Raw genomic sequence first — 18,118 nt, 5'->3', positions numbered from 1 at the left:
TTTCCATCAGTTAATATGATACTAAAAAACATAAGTGACTTGTTTGCCGTGGCCGATGAATCTCATTCCAGACTATTAACAATTTCTAAAGTTGTTTCTGCAGCTTCTTCGGTGCTTCCCAGCCTTAATTCGTCAAAGGCCTTATAAGGCGTCCACTTGGTCAGGCCGTCTGCCTCGGCGGCGATCCTGATACGGAGCCTTATGTCGCGGGTGAATTCCAGCAGATATTGATGGCCGTTACGTGTAATGTAAACATTGATGTCTTCGCCCCAGAAGAACTGTGTAGAACCACAGCGATTTTCGGTCCTTGCCCCGTGGTGCTGGCACAAGAGGTTGATGACCTCGTTTCTGCGATTGTCGATCATGACCTTATCAAACCAGGCGCTCGGCCTGATCAAATAACGATGACCGTAAAGTTCCTTTACTTTAGTAAGCTTATTCTCCTTTTGCGTCCAGTCGACAAAACGCTCGTCAAAGTACAGGTTCGTATGGATAAGCCTTAATTTAGCGTTCCCGTTATCCCAGCCGGATATCGCTGATGACCGGTTAATACCAGCGTTGATTACATGCTGCATGGCAGCTTCACTTTCACAGCCGCAAAGTTCATTGATGATTGTTTTGGCAATTTGATTTCTGCGAAGAATTAGCTGCCAGTTCTGGAAGTCATCAGCGTAGGTAAACGCATACAACGCTGACCAGTCCGGCAACGCGCTTATAAGGTAACGATACAGCCCGCGATCCTGCCTGAAGGCCTTGTTTGCGCCGTAATGACTAAACAGCAGAGCCGAGGTGGCAAATCTGTGTTCGAATTCGGCCAGGGTTGGATCGCCGAGCAACAGGAAGCCAATATTGCCCTGGAAAAGCGGATGGGCTTCGGCTTTTTTGATAATTTGTTCCCACCCTTCGTTTTCGAATAATCCGGCTTTCAGTTTCTCCTCTGCCAGCTGTTCCTTTTGGATATTACCGCTTCTTTCTGCCAGCGCTGTAAACTCCGGTGTCTTAAAGTAAGCATAAATATCCCCGCTGCCCGCTGCGAGGGAAGCTACTGTTTTCATAACAGCGATCATGGCACCGATGCTCCTGATGTCGGGGTCGATTATGATATTCCAGACCACCCGTATCCATTCTTTGAATTTTTGAATGTCATAAGTGTGTTCTTCCAGATATCCGGTAACCGCCGCTAACAGGATTCGCTGCACCTGGCTGATGCTTTCATCATAAATAAACCAATTGGGTGTACTGTTCAGGGATGTATTCAGGGCTGCACGGATGCTTTCCTGGTGAATTGCCAGCTGGTCCATAGCCCGCTCGAAACGGCCGGCAAAATCCCCGGAAAAGACAGGCCGGTAATAGGTGAACTCCCGGTAACGCGGCAAAGCGTCGCTGCCTTTATCGCCATATAGCTGGGTAAAGGTCTCTGACGTTTCAATTTGTGCCGCACTGCGGTCGGAACGGACTATAAATTCGTTGAGTACGTAACGGTTGATAAAACGAAAGTAATAGGGGTCGACGATCTTATCTTCTTCTTTTGGCTGCGCCCTTGCAACCGGCCAGAAAATGTCGGTCCAGCTGTTGTCAGTCTTGGAGGCGATTGCAAGGTAATGCGGCATCAACGTTTTACCATAGGAAACCTGCCGTGCAAGTTTCGTTGCATCGGGGTTTTCGTCCGACTTCATCCAGCCGATGAGATCGGCCTTAAAGTTTTCGAAACCCGTCAGCTGCTTACCGCGCGCGTTCATTTTGATATAGAGTTCATCGGTGAGTCTGAACCCATCGAGCGGCAGAATATAAAAGCACAGTCTGGCCAAACTTGCGAAAAGAGGTGACCCGCAGTTCGCATATCGCGCCTCAATGTCAGCAATGGTGCGCAGCATGGCTTTCACTGTAGGATCCTGCGCATAACCATTGTGGAACCAGTAAGCTTTCCTGATCTGTCCTGCAGCATCGCTCGTAAAAGTCAGGTGAGCAAGTTTCTGGCAGAAGTCTCTCGCTGTGGAGCGGGTGGCGTAACTGAATCTGGCCAGCTGTGCGCAGAAAAGCTGGCGGTCATGTGTGCCGAGTTCATTGTTGGAGACGACCCAATAAAGCAGGAAGAGTGTGGTCAGGCGCTGCTGACCGTCGAGTGGAAGGAACATTTCTGTTTCACCCGTTCCTTTTTTGACTGAGCCATAAATAAAATCAAGCTCCAACCCATTATCCTGTTCAAGAGCAGTAAATAATGCGGTAAGGAACCGTCCTCTGATCAGGTCCTCATCCGGACGTCCTTGGGCGTAATCGCGCTGTATAATCGGGATCGTAATGCCATCTATCTTTCGCGGATGGTCACCATCCGGTGTGGTTATTATAATTGTGCCGCCTAACAGGTCGAGCAGGTTATGCGTTTTCATGAGGTTTGGGTTTTAGAAAAACAGACATAGTATCTTCCAGGGCATTGCGGTAAGCTTTTACGTCATCCCCTGTCCAGGTGGCTTTGGGGTTGCCATCGAAGTATTTCAAAAAAACATGCTTTGTACAGATCGGCACAAAGGTGCCCGCTTTATCTTTTTCGATAATTATGCGCCGCTTTGAGGTGAAAAGCGCGTTGCCGTATCCGCGGTTAGTTCCTGCGTCCAGCAGAGTGAGGTTACCGAGACTGTGTTTTAATCTTTCTTCCATATTCGTTTCCCCGGAGATTAACAATACCTGTTCATGGAGTGACTCGAAACCTTCCCCATTAGCGACGTTAAGAAAGTGACGGACCGTAGTTTGCAGGGGTTCCGGCATCTCCTTTACATCTTCAATGGCATTCAGTAACCAAGTCTTTTGATCTTCCCATTTTTCCAGCTGGTTATCCGTAGCTGCGTTGATGTGTTCGATGTCCCAGTTATTTTCCTCGCCTTTCTTTTTTACTGTTTTAAAAGCTTTGAAGGGAAAACGGTAAACAAGATTTTCCTGCCCGGCTTTGCGGACGATATATTCAAGGTTAAACAAAAGGAAAAAGCGCTTTAGAAGTTCGCTACCTTCTTTATAGGTTACTTTCAGGTGGTATTCGTCGTCAACTTTTTCCCAATCGAGGTGTTCGAACTCTTTTTTGATCGTGTCGATTAATTCTCTGTCTGCATCTTCTTTGGTGAGAATATTTTTTTTGTTCAGTAGTTTAAGAATTTCCTCAACAGTTTTACCGGTATAGATCAAAAAGCCAATGTAATGGTACCATTTAGGATTATCGAACCATTTTTTAAAGGTAGCGAAGTATTCCTTCACGCGATCCCAGTTCGCCTTGATCACCTCATAGTCCGGCTCGTTACCAAAAAGTTTACTGAAAAAGCGGAAGGTGCGGTCTTTATCATTGCCGATCTCTTTATCCAGTTCTTTATTTTCTCCAACGATGTCGGTTTGCATAATATCAAAAATGAATTCGATATGAGATGAAGCGCTGTTACCGGATTTGTTCAGAAACCACCAGAAGTTTTCATCCTGTAACTGGTTTTCGATGTTGTCCCATTCCTGAGCAATCTCCAGTTGCATAAGCCTGGCAGCCTCACTTGAACCAAAATTACGCTCTTGCAGGAAAAGTGCTTTAATCAGCTCCGCGTTGGTCAGCGGAATCTTGCCAAGATTAATACGGATGAATGTATCAATAGCATTGGTGCTTCCGGGATGCATTTCATACCAGATCACCTGAACGACGCCTTCCTGCTTGTTATGTTTCTGATTGTAGACCAGTGTTTTAATAATAGTGTCGCACAGTTCATAAAACATTTCGCCGGACTGGACTTTTTCAGCGAACCAATTACTTATATAGTCATAGGATTTATAGACGTGGTAGAATTCAATGTTAGTTTCGTCTGCAATGATGTTATCCAGAAAAGGTGTTAGATCTGGACGCGTTTCGTAAACTAATTTAAACAACTTTTTGCCATAATATTTTTCAAGCGGCTGGCCGTGGTGATGTTCCTTTTGCAGATAGACCAGCAGTATCCGGATCGTTGTCAGCCTTTGCTGGCCATCGATTACCTCATAGTAATTCTTTTCTTCATCGAATTTTACGACGACTGGCTGGAGACAGTAAAATTCCCCCGGAGTCTTTTCCGTCTTTTTGGCAAAGGTGTATATATCTTCGAGTAAATCGGTTACTTGTCTTTCTGTCCAGCGATAACCGCGTTGGTAAGCCGGTACAAAAAAACATCTTCCAAGTAATTCGCTAACGGGCATGAGACCGATGGTATTTTCAATCATGCGCTAAAGCTAATGATAAAGGATTTTATTTAGCAAATTGGCGATTTGATTATAGAGCCTTTCAAAATCCGAAGAGCAACAAAAGTGGGAGCAAAAGATTCGTTACGGGTTGAATAAGTCAGACCGTTTCCCACTTACGTAATGATATATGGCGTTAACCTGGCATGACAACCAAAACCCGTCACAGCAACCAATCATGGTCTACCATAACTTCCATTATCTAAAAGAGGCTGACCTGGTCCGCCGGTGGTTCTTCCTGCCCATAAACTGGCAACTTCTTACCCCAGTCATAATACGCGTCCGGTATTATACCTTCCGGTTTTGGTTTACGGCTGCGTATGGAGTATACGGGATGATGTGCGACAGCATCGGATGGCATTTCAAAATGAAAGAACTCATCCATGTCGTCGTCACCAAGGTCATCCAGTACCCAGGCATGTTCCATTTCCGGTGTTAGGAACAATGGCATACGGTGCTTATTGTCGCCGGCATTATGTATCCACTGCATTTTATCGTTGGCATGCCGGGTGATCATCGTGAAAGATGCGACATTGTAGAACTCGCCGCTATGCTGATCTACTTCCTGGCTAACCTGGTAAAGTGCGGGCACATAGAATTGCTTGCGGCCTTCGAGGCTGATATGATAAGGGATCTTGTTTTTAAAGCCTTTAACTTCCCGGTGTTCGTAGATGCCGGTAACCGGAATCAGGCAACGGTTATTACGAATCCTATACCAGTAAGATTTTTTATCACCGATAATTCTTTCCGACCGGGCGTTAACGTAGTTGAGTCGCTGCTTTTGCCTTTCGTTAGGTTCGTCAATAAAGGTTGGTACCACGCCCCAACTCATATTCGCTAACACTAAAGCCTTCCTATTAACAACGATAGGATGCGTAGGCAATACCTCGCAGGTTACGTGCAACATTTCATTAGGGTAATGCGCCAAACTGGGGGCCAGTTGAATGCCTTTAAAATCCTGGGTGACGATTTGTATTTCTGAATGAAAGCTGATATCTCTGCACATAAGCTATTTGATCATATCATAAAAAAGGGCCGTATGGCTTTGGTCACCAGAGGTGATTTCTGCTTTCAGTCGGCCGTACACCACAAATATACGCACATCATAGTGATCTTGTTTTTTCATGCGGATATAGTGAATATACGCAGAAACATTTTTCACATAGGCTTTCTGCAGCCGTTTTTCATGACGGACATCTATTGTTTTATTGAAGAACATCGTAACGCCGGATTCGTTTTTTAAGAGCTTAACAACCGTTTGGTACTGGTTCAGGTCCAGCAGGTTTTGTGCTTTACCTTCATTCGGTCTTAATTCCTGTTCATGAGACTGCGCTTCCTGCTCATCTGCATATGCCGACAGTAAAAAAGTTTTTTGCAACGGCTGGCCCGGCCATGGAAAGCGTTGGATGACCACATAAGGATTACCTGCATCCATGAGTTTCTTCAAGGAGTCTTCCTTAATGCGCAGAAATGGATTATAAAACAAGCTATCAGTCATTTAGCCCAACTCTAAAATTATTTTCAAATATAAACAAAATGCTAATATTTTTAGTATTAGTTTTGTTATCCGTTTTTGGAACGAATAAAAGCAAAGTTATATAATGATTAAACACTGAAGTTTTAATACTAAAATCCGAGGCAAAATGAGCACAGACCGCCAGATCATCCACATGGACCAGGATGCATTTTTTGTATCCGTTGAAGTCCGTAAAAACCCAGAACTAACAGGCAAACCGGTGATCATCGGAAGCCTGTCGGATCGTGGTGTGGTGGCCTCGTGCAGTTATGAAGCACGTAAATTTGGTATCCACTCTGCCATGCCCGCCCGTATGGCGCGAATGCTTTGCCCTCACGGCATCTGGATCAAGGGCAACATGGATGAATATTCCAAAGCCTCCCACGAGATCACGGAAATCCTTAAAGAGAATGTGCCGCTCATTGAAAAAGCCAGCATAGACGAACATTATATCGATATGACCGGCATGGACAGGCATTTCGGTACGCTGCGTTACGCCAAAGAATTACGGGCAAAGGTGATGAAGGAAACCGCACTGCCAATTTCTTTCGGGCTTTCGGTCAATAAAACCGTTTCCAAAATGGCAACCAATGAATGCAAGCCAAACGGCGAACTGAATATCGAAAAGGCAGTAGTACGCCCCTTTCTGAACCCCTTATCCATCCGCAAAATTCCCGGCATAGGGGACAAAACGTTTGTCAAACTGAGCGATATGGGCATTAAGCGGATCTATGAACTTTCACAGGTTCACCCGGAATACATGAACAGTATCCTGGGGAAAAACGGCATCTGGCTTTTACAAAAAGCTAAGGGCATCGATGATTCGCCAATCATACCCTATCAGGAGCAAAAATCCATCGGAACGCAAACCATCTTCAAAAATGACAGTATCGACCTTGCAGCCATCAACGACCTGCTGACCTCGATGGTGATGGAACTGGCTTTTGAACTGCGTCAGAAAAAGAAACAAACCGCTTGTGTGACCGTGACCGTTCGATATTCCACCCGCGAGGATGTTACCAAACAGGCAACAATTCCCTATACCGCCTTAGACGGGCCGCTGATCAAAAAAGTGAAAGAGCTGTTTAAGGCGGCTTACCAAAAAAGGTTACTGATCAGGCTGGTGGGCATTCGTTTGTCTAATCTCGTGAATGGTTTCGAACAGATCGACCTGTATGCTGAATCTGAAGAACAATATAGTCTTTGCCAGGCAATGGACAAGATACGCCGACGTTTCGGCCCTGATTCCATCAAACTCGCTTCCGGTATTAATATCAATCTTTAAGTAGCTATGTATCTCAACGTTCACTCCCAATATAGCCTTCGTTATGGCACCATGTCGATCCCGGCATTGGTGGAAGAGGCTATTGCGCGGGGCGTGACCCAAATGGTGCTTACGGATATCAACAATTCGACCGGCATCATGGAATTTATGCGGGAATGTGAAGAAAAAGGAATTAAGCCCATTGCAGGCATGGAATTCAGGCGGGATAAACGGCTGCTTTATTTTGGGATCGCCCGGAATAAGGAGGGCATGAAGGAGTTGAATGATTTCCTGACGGAGCATAACCTGGAACAAAAGCCCTTACCTGATCTTGCGCCGGTGTTTGTAAATTCCTTTATTGTTTATCCCTATGGGCATCAGGAGCCACTGAATGAAAACGAATACCTGGGCATCCGCTATAACCAGCTCAATAGTTTATTCAACAAGGATCTCAGTGGAATCCGGGATAAACTGCTGGCTCTGCAGCCTGTCTTTATAACAGATAAAATTGAATACCGGTTACATGAATACCTGCGGGGTATTGATCTGAATGTGGTACTTACAGAAGTCACGCCGGAGGATAAATGTGCCGCGACGGATATGTTTTTAGCACCAGGTCAGCTGGAAGCGAAATTTTCGAGGTATGCCTTTATACTGGACAACACCCGCAACCTGATGAACCGCTGTGAGATGGATTACCCGAAAGGGAGGGTAAACCTAAATCGAAAAACCTTTACCGGTAACAAGAAAAATGACCGGGAGCTTTTGGAGAAACTGGCACTTAGCGGTATGGAATACCGGTATGGTAAATCCAACAAGGAAGCTCTAAAGAGAGTTAAGCATGAACTAAAGGTCATTTATGAACTTGACTTTTGTGCCTATTTTTTGATCACCTGGGATATTATCCGCTATTCCAGTTCGCAGGGTTATTACCATGTCGGGCGAGGTTCCGGGGCCAATAGCATAGTAGCCTATTGTCTCAAAATAACGGATGTTGACCCTATCGAACTTGACCTTTACTTTGAACGGTTCCTGAACGCGCAGCGTACTTCTCCGCCTGACTTTGATATTGATTATTCCTGGGACGAGCGGGAAGATGTTCAGGATTATATTTTTAAGCGGTATGGCAGCCAGCATACCGCTTTACTCGGTACGATGTCGACTTTTAAGGACCGCAGTATTATCCGGGAGATCGGTAAAGTCATGGGTTTACCGAAGTCTGAGATCGACGGCTTTACGGACACTACGCGATTAGCCTTTAACAGGGATAACGAAGCTTTTAGAAAGATAACCGCAATCTACGAGCGAATGGCCAATATGCCCAACCAGCGTTCCATTCATGCGGGTGGGGTGCTGATCACGGAAGAGCCGATCACTTACTATACCGCGCTTGACCTGCCGCCTAAAGGTATGGCGACAGTGCAGTGGGATATGTACGAAGCTGAGAAAATAGGCTTTGATAAATATGACATCCTGAGCCAAAGGGGTATCGGTCATATCAAGATGGCCGTTCAGCTGGTGGCGGAAAATCAGCAGTGCAAAATCGATATTCACCAGGTCAAAAACTTTATGAAAGACCCGGTAGTAAATGCCAATTTAAAGATCGGGAATACCAAGGGCTGCTTTTATATCGAGTCGCCCGCGATGATACAGCTCAACCGGAAACTGGGTTGCGATAATTACCTGGTGCTGGTTGCCGCCAGCTCTATTATCCGGCCGGGTGTGGCCAGTTCGGGCATGATGGGCACCTATATCAAATATCATCATGCCCCCGATAGCGTGCAATACCTGCACCCCGTCATGGAAGAAATATTAAAGGAAACCTATGGCGTGATGGTTTACCAGGAAGATGTAATTAAAGTTTGTATTCATTTTGCAGGGATGGATGGGACAGATGCCGATATTTTAAGACGTGGAATGAGCGGCAAGTACCGGTCAAAAAAAGAATTTGACCGACTGGTGGAAAGGTTTCACCAGGAAGCGATGGCGCTAGGGAGGCCGGAAGACGTAGTGAAAGAGGTATGGCGACAGGTATCCTCTTTTGCCGGTTACAGCTTTTCCAAAGCACATTCTGCCAGCTTCGCGGTGGAAAGCTATCAAAGTCTGTACCTGAAAACTTACTTTCCAAGGGAGTTCATGGTGGCGGTTTTAAATAATTACGGGGGATTTTATGACCGGGCGCTATACGTACAGGAGTTGCAGCGGTCGGGAGGGATCGTACATCTGCCATGTGTAAATAACAGCGACAGTATTGTCAATATAATTGGGGTGGACGTTTACCTCGGCTTTGTAGGTATTCACGGTTTGAATGAGACCTTCATCGAATCAATACCTGAAGAACGCCGGAGGAATGGACTCTATCAGAGCCTGGAGGATTTTGTAAAAAGAACAGGGATCGGTCTGGAACATGCGATTACCCTTATTCGCGTAGGTGCGCTCCGGTTTACCGGGAAAAGCAAAAAGGAATTATTGTGGGCGATACATCTTTTACTGGGCGCTAAAGCAAAACCCAACAATAATGCGGAACTGTTTTGCCTGGAGGCAAAAAACTATTCCTTACCTGTACTGGTAAATACCCAACTGGAAAATGCTTACCATGAACTGGAACTGCTCGGTTTTCCCTTAAGTATGACCATGTTTGATTTGTTGCAGACCGAATATCGTGGCGAAGTCGGTGCCAATGATCTGATCAATCATGTGGGTCAGCTCGTAAGAATGGTCGGACAGTATATCTGTGAGAAAACCGTACATACCAAAAACAATCAGAAAATGTGGTTCGGCAATTTTTTGGATGTTGAGGGGAACACCTTTGATACCGTACATTTTCCAAACAGGACACCCGTTTACCCTTTTCGTGGAAAAGGATGTTATTTAATACTCGGTAAAGTGGTTGCTGAATTCGGGTTTGCCAGCCTGGAGGTACTCAAATTTGCCAAGCTGCCAATTTTGCCCAATCCCGTCATTTCTTAACCTGATATAAAATGGATAGAATCAATATAAAATGCCCGATAGAAGGCCAGGAATTAGAACTGCAATTTGACAAAAAGGCAATGCCGGGTGAAGCCGGCCCCTGTTTTATGATCACCGTAGGCGGCTGCTTCAAGGGTTATATCTCAAGGCAAAAAAATGGCACCTATCAGCCGATTGGCACTCCTTATTATACTGCGCAGGATCTGCATGTTATAGGCGAGCATTTAAGAAAACAGATTTGGTGATTTCGCAACCGGACGAATTTCAAAGGGAACGGTATTAAAATAGAAAACCCCGATGCACTTGCTGCCCGGGGCTTTCAACCTAAACCTTATCACAATGCCGGCAAGGATGCAAGCATATAATGGTACAAAAATAGCAAAAATTCCTTTAAATGAGTGATCAGCGCAGCCGCTGGTAAATGTCGTCGCTGCTTTTTTGCGCTATTTCTCCGCAAATAATTGGCGAATCATCTTCAGCTTGTCCTCTGCTGCGGAAAACACTACGCTATTCGAGCACCAGTTCGGCATATATCCTGAAATTTGGGAAAACAAAAAACCCGCTGGGGCAGCGGGTCCTGTTAATTATCTTTTCAGCGTCCGGGCTTGCGCAGCTGGTAGCGCATATAGTTCTGAAACTGACGCTCCATATCACGGCGCTCATCATTTTTTTTCATGCGGCGATAAACGCCCCAAAGGAACAGCGCCCAAACCCCAAAGCCAACGGCATACAGCAGGAAGGGTGTTTTGGAATACAGGGCACCCATAAACGCACCGGTAGAAATAAAACAGGTAAATACCAAATAAACAAACGTTTTCATTACAGTAAAATGATCGGATTTCCTTGCTAAGCAACCTCGGGCAAATTGGCAAAAATACCCTCATGTTTTATATTTAAAGATACTAATTTAATTAGTTATTAGAAAGGATTTTAACAAAAAAGTTTAATTGATCTCGTAAATTTTATTGTTCAGCCGGGCCTGCTGTACATAGCCGCGCAGGGTATCTACGAGGTTGGAAGCCGGAATACCGCGCAGCCAGACAACGGGGTTTTCCGGGTCGGTACTTTTCAGTGTGAGGTTCATCAATCCGCAAACCTGTAATAAAAATGGCTGCGTTAAAATGTAGTCCTTGACCCTGTATAACTCAACCTGGTCGGTGCGTTTGAAAAAGATACCCCGCTTAATGCGGATGATCTCCGGTGTGATGGTATAACGAACGGAGCGGATAAACCAAAAGCGGTAAAGTCCGGATATAGCCGACAGCAAACTGATCCAAACCAGCCCCGGCCAGTAACGCCAGGCCAGCAACAAAAAGCCCAGGCTGCACAGCATAAAAGCCAAAACATGAACAAAGGCGAAAATCGCCGCCGGCCGGATCATGATCACCTGCGGCTCATCAATTATCAATGATTCCATATAAATTAAAAAGATTAATCAGATCTAAAGCCCGGCTTCCGCCTTCAGCTCGTCAAAAAAAGAATTATACACTTTGGGTTTGTCGGTGGCCACGCCAAACCGTATCCCGGCTGCCTTCTCGAAAGCGGCCAGGCTGAAGTTTTCCTGTCTGAAAGAAAAAATGCGGGAACGAAAACTGACAGTCACTTGCTCACCTGCACCTAAATAGACCGACAAAGGCCAGCCCTTTATTGCAGCTGCCAGCTTCACATCAGCTATGCCGCCCAGAACATCCAGCCCAAACAACAGCCGGAAGGCTTTACCTTCCAAATGCGCCCTGATCCACAACAAAACTGCCTCACTCACACCTGCCCCCAAACTCACGAACAGCAAATTTTCGGTTTGCGGAAAGGCAGCCGCCTTTTTGTTCAGCCAGGAAACGGCGTCGAGTGCCGAAGCGGACAGGATGACCAGCCGGACTTGCGAAAATTGCAGATTTCCCGCCAGCCAAAACCCATCCGTCACTGGTACCCGATGAAAAGCAAAACCATAGTGTTCCATTCCGTCACTATAAGCAAAGACCAGGTTACCCAAAGCGTCCGAATCATAAAATGGCCGGAAGAACCGTTGCACTTCCGGCCTGATACCTAAACGGGTAAAATAAGGGTGCATCAGCGGCTGATCGTTTCTGCCTGTTCCTCGTCCTCACCTTGTTCTGAGTGTGCAGTTGGCGCGGCCTGTCTTGCTTCCGCTTCTTTGAGTTTTTCCAAAGCCTTATGAAAGTTCCTGCCCGGTGCTGCCTCCTGCTTCCTGTTAAACAAGGCATTTAACCCTTTGAACAATATATAAGAAACACCGCCATCGATCAGCACAGAAGCGATCAAAGCCAAACGATCGGCACGTATAGCCTGTTTGTCTTTTGCAGAATATTGGATGGTCGTACCGTCTTCGGTTTCGACTTCTTTACCTTTACGGTAATTTTTCTTTTGCTGCTGTGTCAGCGGGATGCCGTTAATTTCATCTGGTGCAAAAATCTTCCCGGTATCAACTGTAATAAACTCATTGGTGTCCTTATCAAATTCGACGAGCACTTCGCGTTTATCGCCTTCGCCGTCACTAATGGTCTTTACGACGTTCACGGCTTCGCCCTTTTCCAGGCTTTCAATTTCGGTGTCGGTCAGGTATTCCGGCCCTTCGGCGAATTTATAGATCGGGTGCGCCAACAGTTCGACACCACCACTTTCATTGCGGCGCAGCGATAGCTTCGCATCCAATGCCGGGATATGCAAACCCTGCTGTTCCAGATTTTCCAAACGCAGCATATCCGTCCGGCGACCATTCAGCAAAGCGGCCAGGTCGTCATCGTCGATGTGCAGGACATTCCAATCGGCCAGCCCTAATTTTTGAAGTTCCTCCATCGGGAGTTCCTCTCTTTTGAATTGTTGTTTTATCATAGCGGATTAGCGTTCTATCTGGTATTGTTCATCCAGGGATTGATCAACGGCCTCGGTTTCATGATATGCAGCTTCTTCAGCGGAAATACCCCGGCTGGAAGACACTTCCTGTGAGTTATTCCGGGCATCCAGCAACTCGTTAAACAGTACATCTTTGGAACTCATTTTGAATTTGCGCTCACTTCCTAAATCCTGCATCTGGTAAACGTTGTTCTTCTGGGCCTTAACCACTTTAAACTCGGTGCCGTTATGGGGGATTACCTCGCCTTCGGTGAGTTTGGTGAGATCAATCTTTGGTGTATCTATTTGATTTTCTGCTACTCTTCCAATTTCTGTTTCTGATTGCTGAGTTTGTTCGACTTCCTGTTTTTCCTCGATCTGCTGCTCAAATCCTAAAATTTTATCCACGATCTTTTGCGCATCAGATACGGCTTTAAACAATTCGGCAGGGTCTTCTTTCATCATCACCGACCAACTTTGCACATAGCCAACATGGTCATTCAGGCCATACGGTAAATTCAGTTCCTTGCTCAAAAACAGAGAAGCTAAATTAGTGCGCAGTTCCTCACTGATCATGCCGCCCGGATCATTACCAGCCGGCGGACGGTCCAATGCTTCCACCGCATTGGTGCGGTGCGCCAACTGGTGCAGCGCTTCGGCATAATATTGTTCCGGGCTGGCAAACTGCTCCATTTCCGGGATAATGATCGCATCCAGCTGGCGGTCATAGAACATATCCTCGCCGCCATTTTCGATCACCACCTTGCTATTATCCAGGATAACCTGGGCACGTTCAGCGGGTGAAAGGATGTTAGGTTCTTTTTCCCATTTTTCAATATTGCGCATCTGCTCGCCGTTGAAGAGCCAGGCATCGACCTGTTTGGGTTCCTCCAGCCTGATCCGTTCGGTACGCTGCTTGCCGTTCTCTTTTAAAACGGGCTGGCCTTCATCGTCCACCATTTTCTGGTATTCATAATTGGACATAAACTGGATTAGTGAGCCGGTCGCGCCTTTGACTACCGCCGTATGGTTACGGTTAGCCTGGTTAGAGGTGCCCCAGCGCGGGTCGTCCCGCTTCTGCATTAAAAGGATCAGCGCCGACGGGCCCGCATAACGGTGGCCGCTTTCGATGTTGAACGGCAATGCCGAGTTTAAATTGTTGTTCGGCCGTTGAAAGATAGAAGTTCCGGCTTTCAGGTCCGCGATCATTTTTCCTGTGATCTGTTCGGACAGAGGTTTAAAAGGTGTACTCATTTTTCTTTATTTTTGATGATGGAACAATTTGATTTATTAAGACAAGCCGCCGATGGTATGATCGGCAACATGATTGCGGGTAAGGGCGACATTAAAGAGTTAAAATTCAATATAGATTTGGCAGGTAAGGGCTACCAGGTCTATTATCAGCGGGAAAGCGTAAACGGCCAGCAAATCTGGAAAATGACAGGCTGGGAACAAATTGGGGGGGTTAATGTAATAATCTATTTAAAAAAAGCAGCGGGTTGACAGGAACCTGCCGATAGCTGACGCTGAAATGCAAATGCTCGCCAGTCACGCGACCAGATGAACCCGTAATGCCCAATGGGGTATAGGAATTAACGGAATCCCCAGCTAAGACAAAAACCTGCGATAAATGGCCGTACAGCAAAGTAAAGTCACCGCTTGCCAGGCGGATATGCAACCCCGTCAACCGGTCATAGCCAACAAAGGCGACGTGGCCCGGCATCACCGCAAATAAGGTATCATGCCTGGCCTGGAGATCAACGCCAGAATGAAAACAGAACTGCCCAGTGACGGGATGAACCCTGTAACCATAGCCTGATGTTAATACCATGTGCCGCAGGGGCAACGCCAGCAAGCAGCAGTAAAATAATTTAATCACCGTCCGTATTGATTAGAGATGTCGCGGAAAATCTGATCTTTTAAGACTTCGACGCACATAGGTTGAATAGCCGGGAAGTCACGGGCCGTCTGCATGGCTTTGATTTTTTCAGTCACATCGCCGTAGCGCACCAGCAGCTCCACACTCCGCAATGCCCTGAATTCCACGGACGTCTTATCCTGTAACAGGTTCACGAGGTTATCCTGTATTTGATCCGAACGCAGAAAAGTAAACAGGGCATCGGCGGAAAAAAGCCCGACCTTATCCCGGAAGTCAACATAAATATTATCAAGGGCGATGTCGGCTTCGCTGATCACGCCTACCTGGTTGCGCTTGCCCAAAGGATCAGCGAAGAGTTCAGGATGCACAAATACCACCTCGCCCCGCAGCTTGTCATTTGCACCAGAAATTTTAAAGAAATCTAAATCGTTCATGTCATTCAGCGGCTCACGCTATAGTCCTGCTTCAATCCCAGTTCTTCTTCCAGCGACACCATGCTGTAGGCCAGCACCGCAGGGTTATCGCGCGAAATTTCAATCGCCTGCCTGTGATCCTTCGTTAAGTTTGAATTGGCGAGCATACCGACCCTCAGCAGGTCTTTAAAGTTCTGTGTATTCATTTTCAGATGGTCCTGCATGGTGTCAAAATGAATACTGGCGGGTTTTTTCAAAACCAGCAATGCATCAGCTGAAAACAATGCCTGCCCATGGTTGCCAAAGCTGACGATGACGTTATCGTTTTCGATCTCTGCGGAGGCAATGATGCCGATCTGGTTCTTTTTTTCGGCGGGGTCGGTCAATAATTGAGGGTGTACCAGCACTAAGGTGCCGGAGAGTTCGTCGTGTTTGTTCATGAGAAAATGGTTTAAAAATGATCGACTGGATTATTTAGGCCGTGGGATCGGCTTCATGCTGCCTTTGGGCAGCACCTGTACTTGCGGGATCGGTTTGCGGAAGCTTTCGACTATGGCATCGACCTCGCTGTTGATGCGCATAAAGTTCTCCCGCAGAATTTCGTCCTTGCGCCCCCCGAAGTCATAATAGACGGGCAAATCGCGATATCCCGCTTCTTCGGCGGAAAGCTCAGCGGCATTCAAATTCACTTTACAGTTAATGGCCGATGTTTCAAACTTGCCGGTGTACACTTCCTGCACATCCGCCGCGATCAGGCCAACCATTTCCCCTGTATTCAAGGAGGCCATTTTTCCCGCAGGGATCAATGGCTCCAGCTTTTCCTGTAAGGAAGTGGATGTTTTATTGCGGTCAATGGACAGGCTTTCGCCAATTTGTTTGTTTTTACCAAATATCCGTTCCAGCCAATCGAGGGTCTCCTTATTCCGGACGGAACCGGCAAGCACATTGCCTACTACTGCGGTAATGGTAGCAGCAGTATCTTTACCGTAGTGCTGGTTAAACTGCGGTAATTCTTGTAAACCCATCAAAATTGCCACCTTGTTCGACCGCGCAACTGCTTGCAGGTTGTCAATTTTATAAATATATAAAGTTGGAATTTCGTCAATGATTAAGGCCGACGGCAGATTACCCTTACTGTTAATGAGTTTTGTCAGCCGGTTCATCACTACGGAATAGCAGGCCGAATTGATATTTTGTGTGCTGGGGTCGTTGGCTAATACGACCATACCCGGCGTATCCTTATCGGATATTTTTAAATTGAAATCGTCCTCGGAGAAAACCCAGAAGGTTTCCTTTGTGGCCAAACGCGATATAAATATTTTCAGCGTACCGATCTGCCCCTCTAATTGCGGAAATGCTTTGGCGACATAAGCGGTTTTAAAAGGCGATAACAAGGAAACCAGTTCCGGTTCCGAAAACAGCGTATTAAAAATATCCTCGTAAGAATGGTTCAAAAATGATAGTACATGCGGTAAGCTTGAATATTTACCACCGGCATGTTTACTGAAAAAGTACACGCAAGCCGCTAAAAAGTTAACCGCAGACTGTGTAAAGAACTGGTCGCTGCCACCGCTCTTGTCGCCCTTCTTCATGGCTTCCACCAATCCCTCCGCACTTTCGGAAGCATCCGCCAGGGTCTTCAGATAATCATTCCGCCAGGGGTTTGTCCGCCTGCTTCGCTCAACGTCATTCAGGTTAATCACATGGAATTCATGCTTTTTGCACTTGCCCCGCTGTTTGGCCAGCAAATAATGGTAATAAGCGATCTTTCCTAAATCCGGAAATTTGTAATCATAAACACAGCAGCAAAATTCCTTGGCGATAAATTGCCGAATAAAGGGGTTGACAATACCAAAGGATTTGCCGGACCCCGGCGTACCAATTAAAATCGTAGCCCGGAACGGGTTTACGATGTTAATCCACCCATCCCTGACTTTGCCTTTGAAATAAAACAACATCGGAATGTTGACGGAATAAGGCGTAACCACCGGCTTTACCGGCTGCATAAAGCTTTCGCCCTCGACATTCCAGATATCCTTACCTAAACCGGACCGGATCATTTTGGAAACATTATCCATGGAAACGCTGATCAGAATAGCCCCGAACAGCGAACAAAGCATATAGGCCAGATCCCACCAACTGGTATATATGAATGCTAAGGCACCAACCCGGCCGTACAAAAACGCCGCACCAAAAAACAGCAACAGCCCTAAAGCCAGCGGGTAAAGGATATGAAGTTTCGGGTCAAGTTCCTGTTTCTTCTTGGCTAAAGTGCCAATGCTGACCAGGCAGATCAAAAAGAGAGTCGCCAGCTTACTGTACAGCAAATTACTGTAAATGACGACATGGCTCAGCTTTTCAATTGGCCCATAAAAAAAGCCCCAGAACGGGGCTTGCTTATAAACAAAGATGGCGGCTTCGAGCGCAATGGACACATAGATGAGGCATTGCATAAAACCATGAAGCTTATGCTGCTCGTGGGTTTCTTCCATAACAAAAATTGAAAAAAGTAAAATTCAAGGGTTAAAGCGTTCGATACTTGCAATTGTATCATGGATCGCGCCGCCGTGACTAAACAAGGCAATGCGCTCCAGTGAAAATTTCCTACCCGCCCCCATCACGATTGAGTGGTAGCCAAAGGTGATTACGATAGCGCCCGGCGACAGGCAGCGGGGTATTTCGTCTTTCAGTTGCCGGAACGGGCTGCAAATATTGCCTTTATACAACTCCATGCTTTTCCTTATTGCATAGGGAGGGTCGAGTAAAATCGTATTAAACATTTCTCCTGACCAGTTTCGCAAAAGTTCTAAAGCATCGAGATGATAATCGGCAGGCATAACAGGATCAAGGTCGTTCCTAACCTCATCCACATCGAGCAAGGTCGGGCCTGCAAACAGGTTGAGCACCCGGCCCTCGCAGCGCTTTTCCACCCATTGCCTTACCGGTTTAACTGAAAAAGTATAGCGGTGCAGAGGGCAGCGCAAATGCTC

General features: G+C 46.4%; 18 protein-coding genes. 4 read left to right on the top strand and 14 right to left on the bottom strand.

Annotated elements, in window-relative coordinates; all coding sequences use genetic code 11:
- Positions 1–62: 62 nt before the first annotated feature.
- The 4 genes from ABDD94_RS07090 to ABDD94_RS07075 form a co-directional block, all read right to left on the bottom strand.
- Entirely contained in the window at positions 63–2,387 is a 2,325-nt protein-coding gene (locus ABDD94_RS07090) for a DUF262 domain-containing protein (protein WP_345955259.1), read from the bottom strand.
- Positions 2,374–4,194, bottom strand: a complete 1,821-nt coding sequence (locus ABDD94_RS07085; protein ID WP_345955258.1) for a DUF262 domain-containing protein — start codon at positions 4,192–4,194, stop codon at positions 2,374–2,376. The genes ABDD94_RS07090 and ABDD94_RS07085 overlap by 14 nt, the downstream gene beginning before the upstream one ends.
- Before the next feature lie 244 nt (positions 4,195–4,438).
- The gene (locus tag ABDD94_RS07080; RefSeq protein WP_345955257.1) at positions 4,439–5,242 is read right to left on the bottom strand and encodes an SOS response-associated peptidase family protein; all 804 of its coding nucleotides are present in this window, start codon (positions 5,240–5,242) and stop codon (positions 4,439–4,441) included.
- 3 nt (positions 5,243–5,245) lie between these two features.
- A complete protein-coding gene (locus ABDD94_RS07075; RefSeq protein WP_345955256.1) occupies positions 5,246–5,734 on the bottom strand; it encodes a hypothetical protein in 489 nt (162 codons plus the stop codon).
- 145 nt (positions 5,735–5,879) lie between these two features.
- Between ABDD94_RS07075 and dinB the strand changes: the two genes are divergently transcribed.
- From dinB to ABDD94_RS07060, 3 genes are read left to right on the top strand one after another with little or no spacing between them, the layout of a single operon-like run.
- Positions 5,880–7,037, top strand: coding sequence for a DNA polymerase IV (gene dinB, locus ABDD94_RS07070; protein WP_345955255.1), 1,158 nt, complete (start codon positions 5,880–5,882; stop codon positions 7,035–7,037).
- Between the two features lie 6 nt (positions 7,038–7,043).
- On the top strand, positions 7,044–9,986 hold the full coding sequence (dnaE, locus tag ABDD94_RS07065; RefSeq protein WP_345955254.1) for a DNA polymerase III subunit alpha: 2,943 nt from the start codon (positions 7,044–7,046) through the stop codon (positions 9,984–9,986).
- 11 nt (positions 9,987–9,997) lie between these two features.
- Complete coding sequence (locus ABDD94_RS07060) at positions 9,998–10,231, top strand: hypothetical protein (protein WP_345955253.1); 234 nt, start codon at positions 9,998–10,000, stop codon at positions 10,229–10,231.
- A gap of 347 nt (positions 10,232–10,578) precedes the next feature.
- Here ABDD94_RS07060 and ABDD94_RS07055 read toward each other — a convergent pair whose 3' ends face one another.
- From ABDD94_RS07055 to ABDD94_RS07035, 5 genes are all read right to left on the bottom strand, one after another.
- The gene (locus ABDD94_RS07055; protein WP_345955252.1) at positions 10,579–10,806 is read right to left on the bottom strand and encodes a hypothetical protein; all 228 of its coding nucleotides are present in this window, start codon (positions 10,804–10,806) and stop codon (positions 10,579–10,581) included.
- Between the two features lie 123 nt (positions 10,807–10,929).
- Positions 10,930–11,403, bottom strand: coding sequence for a PH domain-containing protein (locus ABDD94_RS07050; protein ID WP_345955251.1), 474 nt, complete (start codon positions 11,401–11,403; stop codon positions 10,930–10,932).
- A 24-nt stretch (positions 11,404–11,427) separates the two neighbouring features.
- Positions 11,428–12,054, bottom strand: a complete 627-nt coding sequence (locus tag ABDD94_RS07045; protein WP_345955250.1) for a hypothetical protein — start codon at positions 12,052–12,054, stop codon at positions 11,428–11,430.
- On the bottom strand, positions 12,054–12,836 hold the full coding sequence (locus ABDD94_RS07040) for a DUF4099 domain-containing protein (protein WP_345955249.1): 783 nt from the start codon (positions 12,834–12,836) through the stop codon (positions 12,054–12,056). The genes ABDD94_RS07045 and ABDD94_RS07040 overlap by 1 nt, the downstream gene beginning before the upstream one ends.
- 6 nt (positions 12,837–12,842) lie before the next feature.
- Entirely contained in the window at positions 12,843–14,045 is a 1,203-nt protein-coding gene (locus tag ABDD94_RS07035) for a zincin-like metallopeptidase domain-containing protein (RefSeq protein WP_345955248.1), read from the bottom strand.
- Between the two features lie 60 nt (positions 14,046–14,105).
- Between ABDD94_RS07035 and ABDD94_RS07030 the strand changes: the two genes are divergently transcribed.
- Positions 14,106–14,339, top strand: coding sequence for a hypothetical protein (locus ABDD94_RS07030; RefSeq protein WP_345955247.1), 234 nt, complete (start codon positions 14,106–14,108; stop codon positions 14,337–14,339).
- Here ABDD94_RS07030 and ABDD94_RS07025 read toward each other — a convergent pair.
- The 5 genes from ABDD94_RS07025 to ABDD94_RS07005 are packed head-to-tail and all read right to left on the bottom strand — an operon-like array spanning position 14,302 to position 18,112.
- The gene (locus ABDD94_RS07025) at positions 14,302–14,715 is read right to left on the bottom strand and encodes a M23 family metallopeptidase (protein ID WP_345955246.1); all 414 of its coding nucleotides are present in this window, start codon (positions 14,713–14,715) and stop codon (positions 14,302–14,304) included. The genes ABDD94_RS07030 and ABDD94_RS07025 overlap by 38 nt on opposite strands.
- Entirely contained in the window at positions 14,712–15,149 is a 438-nt protein-coding gene (locus ABDD94_RS07020) for a hypothetical protein (RefSeq protein WP_345955245.1), read from the bottom strand. The genes ABDD94_RS07025 and ABDD94_RS07020 overlap by 4 nt, the downstream gene beginning before the upstream one ends.
- 5 nt (positions 15,150–15,154) lie before the next feature.
- Positions 15,155–15,568 (bottom strand): hypothetical protein, encoded by a 414-nt coding sequence (locus tag ABDD94_RS07015; protein WP_345955244.1) that lies wholly within the window; start codon positions 15,566–15,568, stop codon positions 15,155–15,157.
- A gap of 30 nt (positions 15,569–15,598) precedes the next feature.
- Positions 15,599–17,620, bottom strand: a complete 2,022-nt coding sequence (locus tag ABDD94_RS07010) for a type IV secretion system DNA-binding domain-containing protein (protein ID WP_345955243.1) — start codon at positions 17,618–17,620, stop codon at positions 15,599–15,601.
- A gap of 24 nt (positions 17,621–17,644) precedes the next feature.
- Positions 17,645–18,112 (bottom strand): hypothetical protein, encoded by a 468-nt coding sequence (locus ABDD94_RS07005; RefSeq protein WP_345955242.1) that lies wholly within the window; start codon positions 18,110–18,112, stop codon positions 17,645–17,647.
- Positions 18,113–18,118 lie beyond the last annotated feature (6 nt).

Source organism: Mucilaginibacter sp. PAMB04168 (genome assembly GCF_039634365.2).
In the GTDB taxonomy this organism is placed as follows: Bacteria; Bacteroidota; Bacteroidia; order Sphingobacteriales; family Sphingobacteriaceae; genus Mucilaginibacter.
Note: the sequence above shows the minus strand (reverse complement) of the source record. Positions and strands in the feature narration are given on the sequence as shown.